Below are 14357 nucleotides of genomic sequence, written 5' to 3' on the forward strand. Positions count from 1 at the left end.
CCCAGCCTACAGTTGACACTGTCATCTGAGCCGTCTAGCGTCATTCAGGTGACAGTGTCATCTGAAAATCGGGATCATGTCGTCGTCACCGGAGCCTCGACCGGCATCGGCGCGGCCTCCGCCCGCGAGCTGGCCCGGCGGGGCTTCCACGTCCTCGCCGGGGTACGCCGCGAGCGTGACGCGGACGCGCTGCGCGCCCCCGGCATCGAGCCGGTCATCCTCGACATCACCGAGCCGGACCACGTCGACCGGCTGGCCGTCCGGGCCGGCGCGCGGACGGGCGCGCTGCGTGCGCTGGTCAACAACGCCGCCGTCTCCGTCAACGCCCCGGTCGAGACCCTGCCGCTGGCCGAGTGGCGGCGGCTGTTCGAGGTCAACCTGTTCGGCCACGTCGCCGTCACCCAGGCGCTGCTGCCCGCCCTGCTGCGCCACTCCGGGCGCGTGGTCAACGTCAGCTCGGTCGGCGGGAAGGTCGCCATGGCCACCTTCGGCGCCTACGCGGGCACGAAGTTCGCCCTGGAGGCGGTCAGCGACGCGCTGCGCAGGGAGATGGCGCCGCTGGGCGTCCAGGTGGTCGTGGTCGAGCCCGGCGGGGTGCGTACGGAGATGGGCGAGCGCGGCATCGCCGCCACGGGCCGGCTGGCCGCCGCCATGTCACCGGAGCACCGGGACCGCTACGGGCCGCTGGTCCAGGCCATCATGGGGCTCACCGCCGCGGGCACCACCGGCGGCACGTCCGCCGAGGACGCCGCCCAGGTGATCGCCAAGGCCGTGACCGCGCGCCGGCCCCGCACGCGTTACACCATCGGTCGCGACGCGGCGCTGCTCGCCCGGCTGTCGCGCCTGCTGCCCGACCGGCTGCTCGACCGCGTCACCGCGGCCGTCCTGCGCCCGCACTACCCGAGACCCACCTAGCCGACCGCCTTCAGGATGTCGGCCGCGACCTGGGTCACCGGGCCGGAGGCGTCCACCACCACGTCCTCCACCTGGGCCTCGGTCAGGATCCTGTCGAGTTCGCCGGAGCGCTTGAGGTGCCAGTCGAGGCCGTCCCGGTCGCCGGCGTGGCGGGCGGCCAGCCGTACGCGGATGGTGGCCAGGTCCACGCGCAGCCTGCAGACGGCGAGGTCGCCGCCCACGGCCTGGGCGATCCTCGCGCGGTGCTCGGCGTTCTCGGCCACGCCCGCGAGCACCAGTCGTTCGGCGCCGGTGGCGCGGAAGTTCGCCGCCACGTCGCGCAGGTTCCGCATCGTCAGCTCGAAGTTGAACCGGTCCCCCTCGGGCGGCGGCCAGCCGCGCGCGAGCTCGTCCAGGTCGATCACGCCGTGGGGCGTGCCGGCGGCGGCCAGCAGATCGCCGACCGCCTCGGCCGCCGACGTCTTGCCCGCCCCCACGGTGCCGATGATGAGAATTGTCCGCATTTGGCTAGAGTTGCACAGTGGTCATCACCATCCGACACGCGACGATCGAAGACGGGGACGTCCTCGGCGCCATCCATGCCGACTCCTGGGCGGTCGCCTACGCGCCGTTCTTCGACCCGGCCTTCGCCGCGCCGCAGGTGCGCGACCGCCGTACCCGCTGGCATGCCAGGCTCTCGCCCCTCAAGGACACGATCCTCATCGGCGAGGTCGACGGGCGCGCGCTGGCGCTGTCGTGGTTCGGCCCCTCCCAGACGGTGGACGGCATCGCCGAGGTCCACGGCTTCTACGCCCACCCCGACGGCTGGGGCAGCGGCATCTCCCCCGCGCTGATGACCGCCACGCTCGACCGGCTCAGGGAGGACGGCTTCACCCGCGCCCACCTGTGGACGCTCCGGGACACGCCGCAGTCGCGCCGCTTCTACACCAAGTGCGGCTTCGCGGAGACGGGCGCGGAGCGCGAGCACGACTTCGGCGACGGGCGGCCGCTGGTGCAGGTGGAGTTCTCCGTTGCCCTCTGAGGTGACCACCTGGGCGCTGCGGCCCGCCGTACCCGATGACGCGGACCCGATCGCCGAGCTGCGGGCCGTCGTGCTCCGCCCCGACCTGGAACGGCTCGGCATCTTCGACCCCGACCGGGTACGGCGGCGCTTCAAGGACGCCTTCCTGCCCGAGCACACCTCGATCGTGGAGGTGGACGCGACGTTCGCCGGCAGCATCGCGCTGCGGCCGGCCGGGGACGGGGTGTGGCTGGAGCACTTCTACCTGTCACCGTCCACCCAGGGGCGCGGGGTGGGGAGCGCGATTTTGCGCACGGTGCTGACCGACACCGAGGTGTTCCGCCTGAACGTGCTCCGCGACAGCCCCGCGCAGCGACTGTACGAACGCCACGGCTTCACCACCTACGCCCAGGACCCGACCGACCTGTGGATGATCCGCCCACCGTCATGATCGCGAAGGTCACGGCATGCGTTGCCCTCATCGGAAGGAGCGGCGGTAGGCGGCGGGGGTGGTGTTGAGGGCGGTGTGGAAGCGGCGGCGCAGGTTGACCGCCGAGGACAGGCCGACGCGGGTGGCGATGGTCTCGACCGGCAGGTCGGTGTCCTCCAGCAGGGCGCGGGTGGCGGCCAGGCGACGTTCCAGCAGCCAGCGGGCCGGTGGGACGCCGAGCTGGTCGGCGAACTGGCGGGTGAGGGTGCGGGGGGAGACTCCGGAGTAGGCGGCCATGTCCTCGACCGTGATGGGGTCGGACAGGTGGGCCAGCAGCCACTCCAGCAGTCCCGCCAGCGAGTCGGGCATGGGTCCGGTGGTCGGGAGGGGTGGGTACTGGCGTTGGCAGCCCTCCCTGCGTGGGCCCGCGGCCAGTTGGCGGCCGATGCGCATGGCGTGGGAGGAGCCGTGCTCCTGGAGTACCTGGTGGAGGCAGAGGTCCAGGGTGGCGGCCGAGGCTCCTGCCGTCGCGACGTCGCCGTGGTCCACGTAGATGACGGTGTCGTCGGGGATGATGCGGGGGTGGCGGGCGGCCAGGTCGGCGGTGAGTTCCCAGTGGACGGAGGCTCGGCGGCCGTCGAGCAGGCCGAGGGCGGCGGGGACGTAGATGCCCGCGCAGACGGCGACGATCCTGCCGCCTCTGGCGTGGACCTGGGCCACGGCGTCCAGTACCGCGGGGGTTGGGGATACGGTCCAGCTCGCGATGATGACGGTGTCCGCGGTTTCCAGGGCTTCCAGGCCGTGTTCTACCTGGATGGTGGAGCCGAGGGTGGTGGTGAGCGGGCCTGGGCGTTCGGCGCAGAGGCGGAAGCTGTAGTGCTGGGGGATCTCCTGGCCCTGGTAACCGAAGACGGCCGAGGCTGAGGTGACCGGGTAAAGTTCCTGATTCTCGCCTACCAGGGCTACTACGCGGTGCGGGTTGGGCGGGGGCGGCGCGGGCGGGCAGACCGGGAGGGTGATCGGGGGGAGCGCTGTTCGCAGGGGCTTGGGCGCTGTCTGGGGATACGGCGGTGCCGTTCGCGGGGACGAGGGTTCCGTTCGCGGGGACGGCGGTGCCGTTCGCGAGGATGGGGGTGCCGTTCGTGAGGATGGGGGTGCGGCGAGCGGGGAGGGCGGGGAGGAGAGCGGGGGCGGCGGCGCGGCGGGCATGGCGCAAATGTACCTAACGATGTCATCTGGGACACCGGCGCGCTGACGTGGAAATATCCAGACTTGGTGCCCATGTGGACGAGGAACTTCACCTTCTACTTCGGCGCCAGGACCGTCTCGCTGCTCGGCGACGCCATGATGCCCGTCGCCGCCGCGCTGGCCGTCGGCCAGGTGTACGGCATCGCCGGAGTCGGCTACGTGCTGGCCGTCTGGACCGCCTCCGCCGTCCTCGTCATGCTCTTCGGCGGGGTCTTCGCCGACCGGTTCGGCGCCAGGACCATCATGATCGCCGCGGACGTGTTGCGCATCTTCACCCAGGGCGTGGTGGCCTTCGCGTTCCTGGACGGCGCCCCGCCGTACCCGCTGCTGCTGGCGACGGCGTTTTTGTCCGGGATAGGGGCGGGCCTGTTCGAGCCGTGTGTGAACGGCATGGTGCCGCTCGTCGCCCGCGATCCGCAGCGCGCCAACGCCACCCTGAAGATCGCCGAGGCGATCACCCAACTGGCCGGCCCGGCACTGGCCGGAATCCTGGTGCTGGCGGCGGGCCCGGTCTTCGTCTACGCGCTCGACGCGGGAACGTTCCTGGTCAGCGTGGTGTGCCTGCTGCTGGTACGCGTGGCCGTACCCCGGCCGGAGCCCGCGAACGTGCTGAGCGACCTGCGCAGGGGCTGGCACGAGTTCAAGGCCAGGAGCTGGATGTGGTCGGTGATCCTGGTATGGGTGTTCTGGGGCGTGCTGGTGATCGGCCCTTATGTCCCGCTCTCCTCCCAGATCATCGGCCCCGACTACGGCTGGGTGATGGCGGCCCTGGGCTCCGGCACGGTGGTAGGCGGCCTGGTCGCCATCCGTCTGCGCCCCCGCCGCCCCCTGGCCGCCGGCGCGATCGCCCTGACCGGCTACACCGCGGTCCCTCTGACGGTAGCCCTGGGTCTTCCGCTCCCGGCCCTGATGGCCGGCCATGTACTGGGCGGCGTGGCGCTGGCCTTCTGGTCGGTGATGTGGTCGACCAGCGTCCAGACCCAGGTGGCACCCGACGTCCTCAACCGCGTCTCCGCTTACCAGGTGGCAGGCTCGGTGGCAGGCATGGCGGTGGGCCAGGCACTGGCCGGCCCAGCCGCCCTGGTGATCGAGCCCCGCACCTTCCTCCTGGGCTCAGCGGTGGTCACCATGGCCGTGGCCGCCGCCCTCCTCCTGATCCGCCCGGTCCGAGCCCTGACCCCCGCCGCCCCCCACCCAGAACCCGAACCGATCGCTTCTTGACAGTCCGCTCCACTGGTGGGCGGACTGTCAGATGGATGCAACGCGCGTCTGATCAGCAATGAGGCAACTGCTGCGCCCATTGAGACAGCGCCCTTCTCGGTGCGGCATCTCGCGGTGCGAGTCTGGCCCGTGGGCACAGCGAGCGCGATGCGACGGAGTACTGGCCGAGCGGATCAACGAGATCTACTGACTTCGGATGCGGTTGACCAATCGCCACACGCTCGAGCTGGGATTGGAGCCCTCGGGCGAACCATCACCCTCATGCTTGCTGTCGAGCTTCTGAGCACGCTCGACAGCCAGTTCGTACTGTTCCTCTAAATGTTGTAGCGCGTGGGGGGACAGAACCTTGCCGCAGTTGAGCTGTGTTGCCGCGATGGTCTGCGCGACCTTACGGTCGATCGCTGCGTATTGATCCTGAAAGTGGAGCATGAACCACAGTTCCAAGCATGGGTTGGAGACCGCAATGTTGATCCCATTGGCGCCGGCCATGACCATTGCGGCTGTTAGCCCAGGATGCTCGTCGACGTCGAACATGCACCAGTATTCATCGAACGCGTCGCCCCGGCCTCGCCTCTGGTCCCGCTCGTCCTCCCGTTTCCTCTTTGCCGCTTCGCGTACGAGGGGAAGGGGTGTCCCATGAAATTCGTCGATCGTGACCAGTACCTGATCTCTGAAAAGACGATGCCAATGCTGTAGGTAGAGCACCTCGGTGCGTTTGCCCTCGGTGTATACGCGCAGCGAGCGCCGCCGGGCGATCTTCGATTGGGGCTTCTGTGAGCGGCCACTCCTGCGCGTCATTCGCGACCGCAGGTTGTCATGAGGCGGGCAACCTCTACGAACTCCTCGTGACTCACGATCGGCGTAGCTCCGTATCGGCCGGACAGGTATCGCTTGGCGATCGACTCCTCCCGCCGTGGCGACAGATCCGAGAGTGGATACAGGCAACTGCTCCCGTCGGACCGCTTCTCCGTGAGCCAGATCTGATCGCGTCCCAGCGGGCGACTACCCGAACCGCTCCCCAGGAGCGTGGCAGCGTGTGAGCTGAAGACCAGTTGTGCTCCTTTGAGGTTCGCATCTGGGTCCTGGAAGAGGGCAACGAGGCGCTCCACAAGCGTCGGATGGAGGCTGGATTCCAGTTCGTCGACGAGGAGGACGGTCCCCGCCTGCAGGGCAGCGACCACAGGGCCTACGATCCCCAACCACACAAGGGTTCCGAGCGACTCTTCGGCGACTCCGAATTCCACGTCCTCTTTGACACCCCGGTGGCTCAGAACCAGGCCGAGCTCAGTTAGGTCGATTTCCGGAAATCCGTCCGCGTCGTCCTCTCGACCCGCCAAGATCAGTACGGCCCGCCGGATCCGGTCAAGTACCTTTGGATCAAGTGGCTGGATTCGGACATTGGAGATTCCCAGATCCGCCGCGCGGATGAGGGCGTGAACGCTGTCGCGTGTTTCCTTGTCATGCAACAGCTGGGTGGTATACGCCCACCGCTGAGGTCGACTCGACGCCTCCGCCAGCATCAGATTCCGCTCAAACCATCCGAAGAGGGGAAGGAGATCGGGATGTCCGCTCGCCGCAGCAGCCGAGAGGAACAGTGAGTTCGGCCTGGTGATGCGCTCGACAGCTCGTCCAAGTGCTCGCTTGCCAGCCGGGAAGGTTATGGGACTTCCATAGCAACGCTCGAACAGCAGCGCCGGCCGCCCCTTAGGCGAGTGGGATGCCCATTCGCGGATGATCTTCTCGCTATCCATGCTGACGCCATACTCGTAGCGGACCCCATCCAAGATGAGATCGATCTCGAATTTGGTCGGCCTGTCATCGGCGGCAGGATCAAGACGAAAGTGCTGCCGGTGCACCCCACCCGCAGGATCACCGGATCGGAACGAGAACAGAACGTGCTCGCGCAGCGCTGTCATCGCTCGCAGGAGGTTCGTCTTTCCTGATCCATTCGCCCCGAATACGCCAGCAGCCGGGAGCACCTTCAGGGTGCTGCCAACCTTCTGATGCCATCGCACCTCGCGGGGCACACCCTCCTCGGCTTGAGCTGTCGCTTCCATCGAGAAGTCCAACTCATCGCGGAACGAGTGGATATTTCCGGCCCGGAACGCCAGAAGCATCGAGAGTAGACCTGCTCCAGGGCGCGTCATAGGGCCAAGTATTGCTGGAAACCTGCGATTTTTCAATCGTACTTAAACCAGTCTCCGTTCACGGAGCGGCAAGGCGGGAGTATGGCACGGGATGTATGCCGTCGCCATGACCTCAACGATCGACCCTCAAACGCAGCGCACCGCACCGCCAATCCGGTGCCGCTCCTGAACCAGGCCGAAAGACGGGTTGATGCGGACGACCGCCTTCCCGCACGGTTCAGAGCGTGCGGACTCAAGCCCGGTCAGAGGTTGCGGGAGATCACCAGGCGCTGGATCTGGTTCGTGCCCTCGAAGATCTGCATGATCTTGGCTTCGCGCATGTAGCGCTCGACCGGGAAGTCGCGCGTGTAACCGTAACCGCCGAACACCTGCACGGCGTCTGTGGTCACCTTCATCGCGGCGTCTGTGGCGACCAGTTTGGCCACCGATGCCTGCCGGCTGTAGGGGAGGTCGGCGTCTCGGCGGCGGGCGGCGTCGAGGTAGGTGGCGCGGGCGGCGTCCACGGCGGCGGCCATGTCGGCCAGGACGAAAGCCAGGCCCTGGTGGTCGATGATCTTGCGGCCGAACGTGGTCCGTTCCTTCGCGTACGCCACCGCCGCGTCCAGGGCGGCCTGGGCCAGGCCGGTGGCGCAGGCGGCGATGCCCAGCCGGCCGGAGTCCAGGGCGCTGAAGGCGATCTGGAGGCCCTGGCCCTCCGTGCCCAGGAGGCGGCCGGAGTCCAGGATGGCGCCGTCCCAGTGGGCGGTGGTGGTGGGGATGGCGTGCAGGCCCATCTTCTCCTCGGGGCGGCCGAAGGTGAGGCCGTCCACGGCGCCGGGGGCCAGGAAGCAGGAGATGCCCCGGTTGCCCTCGCCGGTGCGGGCGAACAGGGCGTAGAAGTCGGCTATGCCGCCGTGGGTGATCCAGGCTTTGGTGCCGGTGATGCGGTAGCCGTTCTCTACCTTCTCGGCCTTGCAGGTCAGGGCTCCGGCGTCGGATCCAGCCTGGGGCTCGGACAGGCTGTAGCCGCCGATCTGGCGTCCGGCCAGCATGTCGGGGAGCCAGCGGTCGATCTGTTCCGGCGTGCCGTACTGCTTGAGGGGGAAGCAGGCGAGCGTGTGGACGCTGACCGCGACCGCGACGGCGGCCCAGCGGGCCGCCAGCTCCTCCAGGACCTGCAGATAGACCTCGTACGGCTGGCCGCCCCCACCCAGCTCTTCCGGATAAGGCAACCCAAGCAGCCCAACTTCGCCCAATTTCGCGAAAAGTCCGGCCGGGTACGTCTCGGCCCGCTCATGCTCCTCCACGCGGGTCGCGAGCTCCTTGTCGGCCATCGAACGGGTCAGGTCGAGCAGGTCGTGCGCTTCCTGGCTGGGGAGGAGGCGGGATACGGCCACGTGTCTGTCTCCGATCTCAGAGTCCGGCCAGGGCCATGCGGGCGCGCTCACGGAAGTCCGCGACCCGGGCGAGCTTGATGTCCTCGTACCCGCGGATCATGTCAGGCAGCGCGGCGATCTCGGCGACCGCCTCCGCGCTCGTGCCCGCGGCGAGGGCGGTACGCACCAGGGTGCGGTATTCGTGGATGAGCTCGCGCTCCACCCGGCGTACGTGAGCGTAGCCGAAGGGGTCGAGGGCGGTGCCGCGCAGGAAGCGCGCGGCCCGCAGCGTCCGGAACACCGGCTTCGCGGTACGGCGCAGCTTGATCTTCCGCTTCATGCCCAGGGCGCGCAGGATCGGCGGGTGGAGCAGGACCGCGACCTTGTCCTCCGGGGCGAACTCGGTCTCGAGGTGGAGCCTGGCGACCTCGTACTCGTCCTTGTAGGCCATGAGCTTGTACAGGCCCTTGGCGTAGGCGATGGCGACGTCCTCGTCGGCGGCCAGTTCGGCGACCTGCTGGACGTCGTCGGCGTAGGTGCGGGCGTAGTCGGCGTTCTGGTAGGCCGTGAGGTCGTCTGTCCTGATCGCCAGGATCTCGGCGAAGGACTGTGACTTTTCCTCACTCGGCTGCTGCAGCGCGGCGGCTCTGCCGTGGGCGAAGGCGGCGAGGTTCTTCTCGACGGCCGCGCCGTTCAGGCGGATCGCGCCCTCGATGGCCGCGGCGCTCATCGGCAGGCAGCCGTGCTGGTACGCGGCCCCGACGAGCAGCATGTTCGCCGGCATGTGGTCCCCGAACAGCTCCTCGGCCAGCGCCTGCGCGTCCAGGTAGAGGTTGTCGCGGGTCGCGGTCTCGATTCGGTCGAGCGCCGCCTGCGCGCCCGGCACCACGGCCCGGCCGGTCACCATCTCGGCCGTCGGCACGACCGCGGTGTTGACCACCGCGACGGTGTGGTCCTTGACCAGCACGCCCAGGTTGCCCTCGGCGGCGGCGCCGAGCAGGTCGAAGCCGATCAGGACGTCCGCCCTGGTGGCCTTGACCGCCCCGGTGATCGGCTCGGGCGAGACGCGCACGTCGCTGATGACCGGACCGCCCTTCTGCGCCAGCCCGGTCTGCTCCAGCCCGGCGGCGTGCAGGCCGTCGAGGTGCGCGGCCATCTGCAGGATCTGCGAGACCGTCACGACGCCGGTGCCGCCGATGCCGGGCATGCGCAGCGTGACCGTGCCGGTGAAGCGGGGCGTCGGCTCAGGCAGGCCGACGGGCGGCGGCGGGATCGGCTTGCTCTTGCGCGGACCTGGCTCGACCAGCAGGAACGACGGGCAGTCGCCCTTCAGGCAGCTCAGGTCGGAGTTGCACGACGGCTGGTGGATCCGGGTCTTACGCCCGAACTCAGTCTCCACCGGTTGAACCGACAGGCACGTGGACTTTTCCCCGCAGTCGCCGCAGCCCTCGCAGACCCGCTCGTTGATGACGACCAGTTCGGCCGGGGTGGGCAGCTTGCCGCGCTTGCGCAGCCGGCGTTCCTCGGCGGCGCACCGGTCGTCGTGGATCAGCACGGTGACGCCGTCCACCTGGGCGAGCTCGCGTTCGGTGTCGGCGAAGTCGTCGCGGTGCCGTACCGTCGCGACCGGGTCGAGCCGGACCCCTCGGTAGGAGGAGGGGTCCGCGGTCGTGATCACCACGCGGCGCACGCCCTCGATGGCCAGCCACCGCGTCAGCTCGGGGATGGCGAGCCGCCCCTCGGCGCGCTGGCCGCCGGTCATGGCGACGGCGTCGTTGTAGAGCAGCTTGTACGTCATGGACACCCCGGCGGCCACCGCGGCCCGGATCGCCAGCGAGCCGGAGTGGTGGAAGGTGCCGTCTCCGAGGTTCTGCACGAAATGCCGGTCATCGGTGAACAGCGCCAGCCCGATCCACTGCGCCCCCTCACCGCCCATCTGGGTGAGCCCGAGCTGGGTGCCGCGGGCGTCGCCGTCCAGCGCGATCATGGCGTGGCAGCCGATGCCGACGCCGACCAGCGTGCTGTCGTCGGTGCGGGTGGAGATGTTGTGCGGGCAGCCCGAGCAGAAGTACGGCGTGCGGGCGGCCACCACCGGCAGCATGCGCGAGCGGCGGGCCGCCTTGCCCAGGCCCAGCGCCTTGGCGACGTCGGCCGCGCCGACCGTCCCGCGCAGCGGCAGCAGCCCGCGCACCTTCGGCGCCTGCTCGCTGCCGTAGAGGGCGGCCTTGAGGTGGTTCTCCAGGAACGGCACCTTGTCCTCGACGACCAGCACCTCCTCCAGCCCGTCGAGCAGGCCGAGCAACTCCTCCCGGTCCAGCGGGTACGGCATGCCGATCCGGACCAGCCTGATGCCCCGCTCCTCCAGGTCCACCCCGGCGTCGGCCAGGGCGCGCTCGGCGGCGGCGAGAGCCGTACCGGAGGCGACGATGCCGAGCTTGGCCTGGCGCGCGCTGAACAGCACGCGGTTGAGACCCGCGGCGCGCGCGTAGGCGCGGGCCAGGTCGAGGCGGCGGGTGAGCAGGTCGTACTCGGCGTCCAGGGCGGCGGGCCCCACCAGCGTGGGCGGCTTGGTGTCGGCGCGGTCGTGGGCGGGCAGCTCGGGGCGCAGCGCGTCCAGGTCGACGGTGGCGGAGGCGTCGGCCACGTCCGCGACGATCTTCAGCCCGACCCAGAGGCCGCTGGCCCGCGACATCGCCACCGCGTGCAGCCCGAACTCGACGATCTCCGCGACCGAGCCGGGCACCAGCAAAGGCATGAACATGCTCTGGCACATCGGCTCGCACGAGCTCGGCACGGTCGAGGACTTGCAGCCGGGGTCGTCCCCGATCCACGCGACCGCGCCGCCCTTGGCCGCGGTGCCGGCCACGTTGGCGTGCCGGATGGCGTCGGCGGCGCGGTCGAGGCCGGGGTTCTTGCCGTACCAGAAGCCGGTGATGCCGTCGTGCCTGCGCCCTGGCGCCACTCCGAGCAGTTGGGTGCCGGCGACGGCCGTGGCGGCGAGCTCTTCGTTGAGCCCGGGGCGGAAGACGACGCCGGCAGGATCGAGGTGCCGGGCGGCGCGGGCCATCTCCATGTCGACGCCGCCCAGGGGCGAGCCCTGGTAACCGGAGACGAAGACGCGCGTGTCGAGGCCGCGCTCCTCGTCGATGCGGCGCTGCTCCAGCGTGAGCCGTACCAGCGCCTGGATGCCCGAGAGCAGCACGCGCCCGTCGCGGGCCGTGTACTTGTCGTCCAACGCCACCGTGTCTTCCAAGGCCACCATGCGCCAAGTGGAGCAATCACGGCAGTGCTTGCACAAGTATCAGGGGACATAATGCGATAAAGACGCAAATAGTTTGCGAGGGCTGGCACTTCGAGCGCCCTGGTTTGCGTGAGGAGCGGCCGTGAGCGAGATCGACGACATAGACCACCGGCTGCTGCGGCTGCTGCGTGAGGACGGTCGCAGGACCTTCTCCGAGATGGCCGCGGAGGTGGGCCTGTCCGTCGCGGCCGTCAAGCGCAGGGTGGACCGGCTGCGCGAGACCGGCGTGATCACCGGCTTCACCGTCCAGGTGGACTACGCCAAGCTCGGCTGGGGCATCGAGGCGTTCACCGAGGTCCGCTACTCGGGCGCCACCCCGGTCAGCGAGATCCTCCGCTCGACCACCGCGGTCCCGGAGATCCAGGCCGTCTTCACGATCGCCGGCGACCCCGACGCGCTCATCCACCTGCGGGTACGCGACCTGGACCACCTCCAGCAGATCATCGACGGCCTGCGCAGGACCGGCAACGTCACGGGCACCAAGACGCTCATGGTGCTGGGCTCCTGGACCCGCGACGCGCTGCGCAACCCCCGCCGGGGCGGCTAGAGCAGCCGCCTGATCTCGCCGTAGGCGCGGTAGAAGCCGCCGCGGCCGGCCGGGCGCACGCCGTCGACCAGGTAGCGGGCGCCCGCCTCGCGCACCGTCTTCGGGAACTGCACGTTCCACGACTCGAAGCCGGGGCTGACCACGCGTACCCGCAGCCGCTCGCCCTCCCTGACGCACTCCACGACGACGCCCTCGCCCGCCACGGTCTCCACGACGGTCTCCAGCACCGCCGACGGCTCGACGACCTCCAGCGACGCCGCCGCCTTCACGTCCAGCGGCTGCGGCACGTCGCCCGCGCGGGCCGCCGCGATGGCCGCCTCGCTCGCGTCGATGCAGGCCAGCGAGCCGTCCGTGGTCACGATGTAGAGGCGGTCGTCCAGGAACTGCATTGAGAACGCCGAACCGCAGCCGGTCGCCAGCTTCCACAACCGCTCGCCGGAGGCGTCGAAGCAGTAGACCGAGGAGTGGTTGTCGCCGGCGAACACGTGGCGGCCGCCCGGCGAGGTGGCACAGGAGTAGACCGCGCCGTCGCACTGGTAGACCGCCTCCACCCGGCCGTCGCCCTTGGCCAGGCGGTGGACGGTGCGGCGGGCCGTACCGGCGTAGATGGAGTGCTCCTCCTGCCAGCCGAACAGCACGTCGCCGGCGAGCTTGTTCTCCCAGACGAGCGTGCCGTCGGCGGTGTCGTAGCGGGCCACGCCGTTGGAGTGGCCGTGGTAGACGGTGTCCTCGTCACACCTGACCATCCAGGCGGAGTCGCCGGAGCCGGAGCGGGCCCACTGGAACTCGTCCTCGTAGTCGATCGTGGTGATCCGCCCCGCCCGGTCCGACACGCCCAGCACGCCGTCGTGGATGTCCAGCCAGTAGATGTCCACGTCCGCGGCGATCTCGTAGGCCGACCTGGGCACCTTGCCGCTCAGGTCGTAGACGCGGCCGTCGTCGCAGCCGGCGTAGATCCAGAAGTCGTCGGCCACGATGCACTTGACGCCGTCGGGCAGCCGGAAGCGGCCGGTCACGGTGCCGGAGTGGGTGACGGTGTAGACGTCGCCGCGCTGGTTGCCGACCCAGCAGCGCTCGCCGTCCACGAAGATCCCGAACGCCGCCGCGCCGCTGTCGAAGCGCCACAGCACCGGGGCCTGCTGTGCGGTCGAGCGCGTGCTCGCCATGGCCCTGCGGGTGATGGCCCTGCGCTGGCGCACTCCGCGTACGGCGGCGGCGTACCCCTTCCTGGTCTTCTCCCCGATCTTCTTGGCCGCCGCGGCCTGGGCCTTGGCCTCGCTGGGGAAGGCGGTGACCTTCGTCTGACCCGACTCGCCGATGCGCCCGTAGGTGATCGTGACCTGCGTGCCCGCGACGGTCACCTCGTAGAACTTGTGCGCTCCGCCGCCGTCTTCAGACAGCTCGAGGTAGGTCATGTGCGCTTCTCCAGTTTGCCCGGGACTTGATCCATTTGCCCCGGAGACTAGAGCAACCCGGCGACAGATTTCCCGAGGGTCTACAGGATCGGGGTGGTCTGGGCGGAGGCGATCTTCCAGGTGCCCTCGTTCTCCACCACGACGTACGTCAGCCAACCCTCCGTGGCGTGCACCGAGTCGCCGTCGCGTTCGTCGGAGACCTTCTTCCGCACGCCCACGATGGCCACGTCCGGCCGTACGAACCTGATGTCGGCCACCTCCACGCTCGTCACCACCTTGGCCAGCGGCGTCGCCAGCGCCGCCCTCATGGCCTGGCCGACCGCCTCCTTGCCCAGCACGCGGCGCCCGCCGAAGTTCACGATGCTCGTGTCGTCGGTGTGCAGGGCCAGGAACGGCTCGGGGTCGCTCTGGTGGCGGGAGGCGTCGGCCACCAGCTCACGGATCGCGTCTTCCATGATCCCATCCTTCCTTTATCGGAGCGCTGTGCTCCGATAAAGACTGTAAACCGGAGCGGAGCGCTCCGCAAGGGCGGGGTAGCGTGAACGGGTGGCCAAGGTCGCTTATGTGGTCGGGATCGACCGCTCGCTGGAGGAGTTCCGAGCGGCCGTCGCGGAGGTCGCCGGGGTGCGGGTGCTCAGGCAGCTCAGGCCCGGCCAGGCGGTCGTGGTGGCCGACGGGGTCGACGTGACCGCGCTGCCCGGGGTGCTGTGGGCGCGGGCGGAGAAGCCTCGGCACATGCACGAGGGGCCCGGCACGCGGCCGGACCCCTCATGACGAA

Annotated in this window: 14 protein-coding genes; 6 read left to right on the top strand and 8 right to left on the bottom strand. The window is 69.6% G+C overall.

Annotated features, from left to right (window positions below):
• Nucleotides 1-48 precede the first annotated feature (48 nt).
• Nucleotides 49-915, top strand: coding sequence for an SDR family oxidoreductase (locus ACIBEJ_RS18430; RefSeq protein ID WP_397183926.1), 867 nt, complete (start codon nucleotides 49-51; stop codon nucleotides 913-915).
• Here ACIBEJ_RS18430 and ACIBEJ_RS18435 read toward each other — a convergent pair.
• Nucleotides 912-1418, bottom strand: coding sequence for a hypothetical protein (locus tag ACIBEJ_RS18435; protein WP_397183927.1), 507 nt, complete (start codon nucleotides 1416-1418; stop codon nucleotides 912-914). The two genes, ACIBEJ_RS18430 and ACIBEJ_RS18435, sit on opposite strands and share 4 nt — an antisense overlap.
• Nucleotides 1419-1435: 17 nt before the next feature.
• Between ACIBEJ_RS18435 and ACIBEJ_RS18440 the strand changes: the two genes are divergently transcribed.
• The gene (locus ACIBEJ_RS18440) at nucleotides 1436-1936 is read left to right on the top strand and encodes a GNAT family N-acetyltransferase (RefSeq protein ID WP_397183928.1); all 501 of its coding nucleotides are present in this window, start codon (nucleotides 1436-1438) and stop codon (nucleotides 1934-1936) included.
• Entirely contained in the window at nucleotides 1926-2366 is a 441-nt protein-coding gene (locus ACIBEJ_RS18445; RefSeq protein ID WP_397183929.1) for a GNAT family N-acetyltransferase, read from the top strand. The genes ACIBEJ_RS18440 and ACIBEJ_RS18445 overlap by 11 nt, the downstream gene beginning before the upstream one ends.
• Before the next feature lie 27 nt (nucleotides 2367-2393).
• Here ACIBEJ_RS18445 and ACIBEJ_RS18450 read toward each other — a convergent pair whose 3' ends face one another.
• A complete protein-coding gene (locus ACIBEJ_RS18450) occupies nucleotides 2394-3554 on the bottom strand; it encodes a GlxA family transcriptional regulator (protein ID WP_397183930.1) in 1161 nt (386 codons plus the stop codon).
• A gap of 72 nt (nucleotides 3555-3626) precedes the next feature.
• Between ACIBEJ_RS18450 and ACIBEJ_RS18455 the strand changes: the two genes are divergently transcribed.
• Complete coding sequence (locus ACIBEJ_RS18455) at nucleotides 3627-4814, top strand: MFS transporter (protein WP_397183931.1); 1188 nt, start codon at nucleotides 3627-3629, stop codon at nucleotides 4812-4814.
• Between the two features lie 183 nt (nucleotides 4815-4997).
• On the opposite strand, the gene ACIBEJ_RS18460 is transcribed toward ACIBEJ_RS18455, so the two are convergent.
• From ACIBEJ_RS18460 to ACIBEJ_RS18475, 4 genes are all read right to left on the bottom strand, one after another.
• Nucleotides 4998-5612: an RloB family protein gene (locus ACIBEJ_RS18460; RefSeq protein ID WP_397183932.1), complete on the bottom strand. Its 615-nt coding sequence runs from the start codon at nucleotides 5610-5612 to the stop codon at nucleotides 4998-5000.
• Nucleotides 5609-6931, bottom strand: a complete 1323-nt coding sequence (locus ACIBEJ_RS18465) for an ATP/GTP-binding protein (protein WP_397183933.1) — start codon at nucleotides 6929-6931, stop codon at nucleotides 5609-5611. The genes ACIBEJ_RS18460 and ACIBEJ_RS18465 overlap by 4 nt, the downstream gene beginning before the upstream one ends.
• Before the next feature lie 272 nt (nucleotides 6932-7203).
• A complete protein-coding gene (locus ACIBEJ_RS18470) occupies nucleotides 7204-8337 on the bottom strand; it encodes an acyl-CoA dehydrogenase family protein (RefSeq protein ID WP_397183934.1) in 1134 nt (377 codons plus the stop codon).
• A gap of 16 nt (nucleotides 8338-8353) precedes the next feature.
• The gene (locus tag ACIBEJ_RS18475) at nucleotides 8354-11578 is read right to left on the bottom strand and encodes an indolepyruvate ferredoxin oxidoreductase family protein (RefSeq protein ID WP_397183935.1); all 3225 of its coding nucleotides are present in this window, start codon (nucleotides 11576-11578) and stop codon (nucleotides 8354-8356) included.
• Between the two features lie 121 nt (nucleotides 11579-11699).
• Between ACIBEJ_RS18475 and ACIBEJ_RS18480 the strand changes: the two genes are divergently transcribed.
• Nucleotides 11700-12164 carry an Lrp/AsnC family transcriptional regulator gene (locus ACIBEJ_RS18480; RefSeq protein WP_397183936.1) on the top strand — a complete coding sequence of 155 codons (465 nt, stop codon included), beginning with the start codon at nucleotides 11700-11702 and terminating at the stop codon, nucleotides 12162-12164.
• Here ACIBEJ_RS18480 and ACIBEJ_RS18485 read toward each other — a convergent pair.
• Nucleotides 12161-13579, bottom strand: coding sequence for a WGR domain-containing protein (locus ACIBEJ_RS18485; protein WP_397183937.1), 1419 nt, complete (start codon nucleotides 13577-13579; stop codon nucleotides 12161-12163). The two genes, ACIBEJ_RS18480 and ACIBEJ_RS18485, sit on opposite strands and share 4 nt — an antisense overlap.
• Nucleotides 13580-13659: 80 nt before the next feature.
• Entirely contained in the window at nucleotides 13660-14034 is a 375-nt protein-coding gene (locus ACIBEJ_RS18490) for an SgcJ/EcaC family oxidoreductase (protein ID WP_397183938.1), read from the bottom strand.
• A gap of 91 nt (nucleotides 14035-14125) precedes the next feature.
• On the opposite strand from ACIBEJ_RS18490, the gene ACIBEJ_RS18495 reads away from it, so the two are divergent.
• Nucleotides 14126-14353: a hypothetical protein gene (locus ACIBEJ_RS18495; RefSeq protein WP_397183939.1), complete on the top strand. Its 228-nt coding sequence runs from the start codon at nucleotides 14126-14128 to the stop codon at nucleotides 14351-14353.
• Nucleotides 14354-14357: the final 4 nt, after the last annotated feature.

It is taken from the genome of Nonomuraea sp. NPDC050790, from assembly GCF_044456745.1.
GTDB lineage: Bacteria > Actinomycetota > Actinomycetes > Streptosporangiales > Streptosporangiaceae > Nonomuraea.

What these genes read in the sequence shown, in the direction of transcription:
- ACIBEJ_RS18435 (WP_397183927.1), bottom strand. Translation starts at nt 1,418, where the DNA reads ATGCGGACAATTCTCATCATCGGCACCGTGGGGGCGGGCAAGACGTCG.
- ACIBEJ_RS18450 (WP_397183930.1), bottom strand. Translation starts at nt 3,554, where the DNA reads ATGCCCGCCGCGCCGCCGCCCCCGCTCTCCTCCCCGCCCTCCCCGCTC.
- ACIBEJ_RS18455 (WP_397183931.1), top strand. Translation starts at nt 3,627, where the DNA reads ATGTGGACGAGGAACTTCACCTTCTACTTCGGCGCCAGGACCGTCTCG.
- ACIBEJ_RS18460 (WP_397183932.1), bottom strand. Translation starts at nt 5,612, where the DNA reads ATGACGCGCAGGAGTGGCCGCTCACAGAAGCCCCAATCGAAGATCGCC.
- ACIBEJ_RS18465 (WP_397183933.1), bottom strand. Translation starts at nt 6,931, where the DNA reads ATGCTTCTGGCGTTCCGGGCCGGAAATATCCACTCGTTCCGCGATGAG.
- ACIBEJ_RS18475 (WP_397183935.1), bottom strand. Translation starts at nt 11,578, where the DNA reads ATGGTGGCCTTGGAAGACACGGTGGCGTTGGACGACAAGTACACGGCC.
- ACIBEJ_RS18485 (WP_397183937.1), bottom strand. Translation starts at nt 13,579, where the DNA reads ATGACCTACCTCGAGCTGTCTGAAGACGGCGGCGGAGCGCACAAGTTC.
- ACIBEJ_RS18490 (WP_397183938.1), bottom strand. Translation starts at nt 14,034, where the DNA reads ATGGAAGACGCGATCCGTGAGCTGGTGGCCGACGCCTCCCGCCACCAG.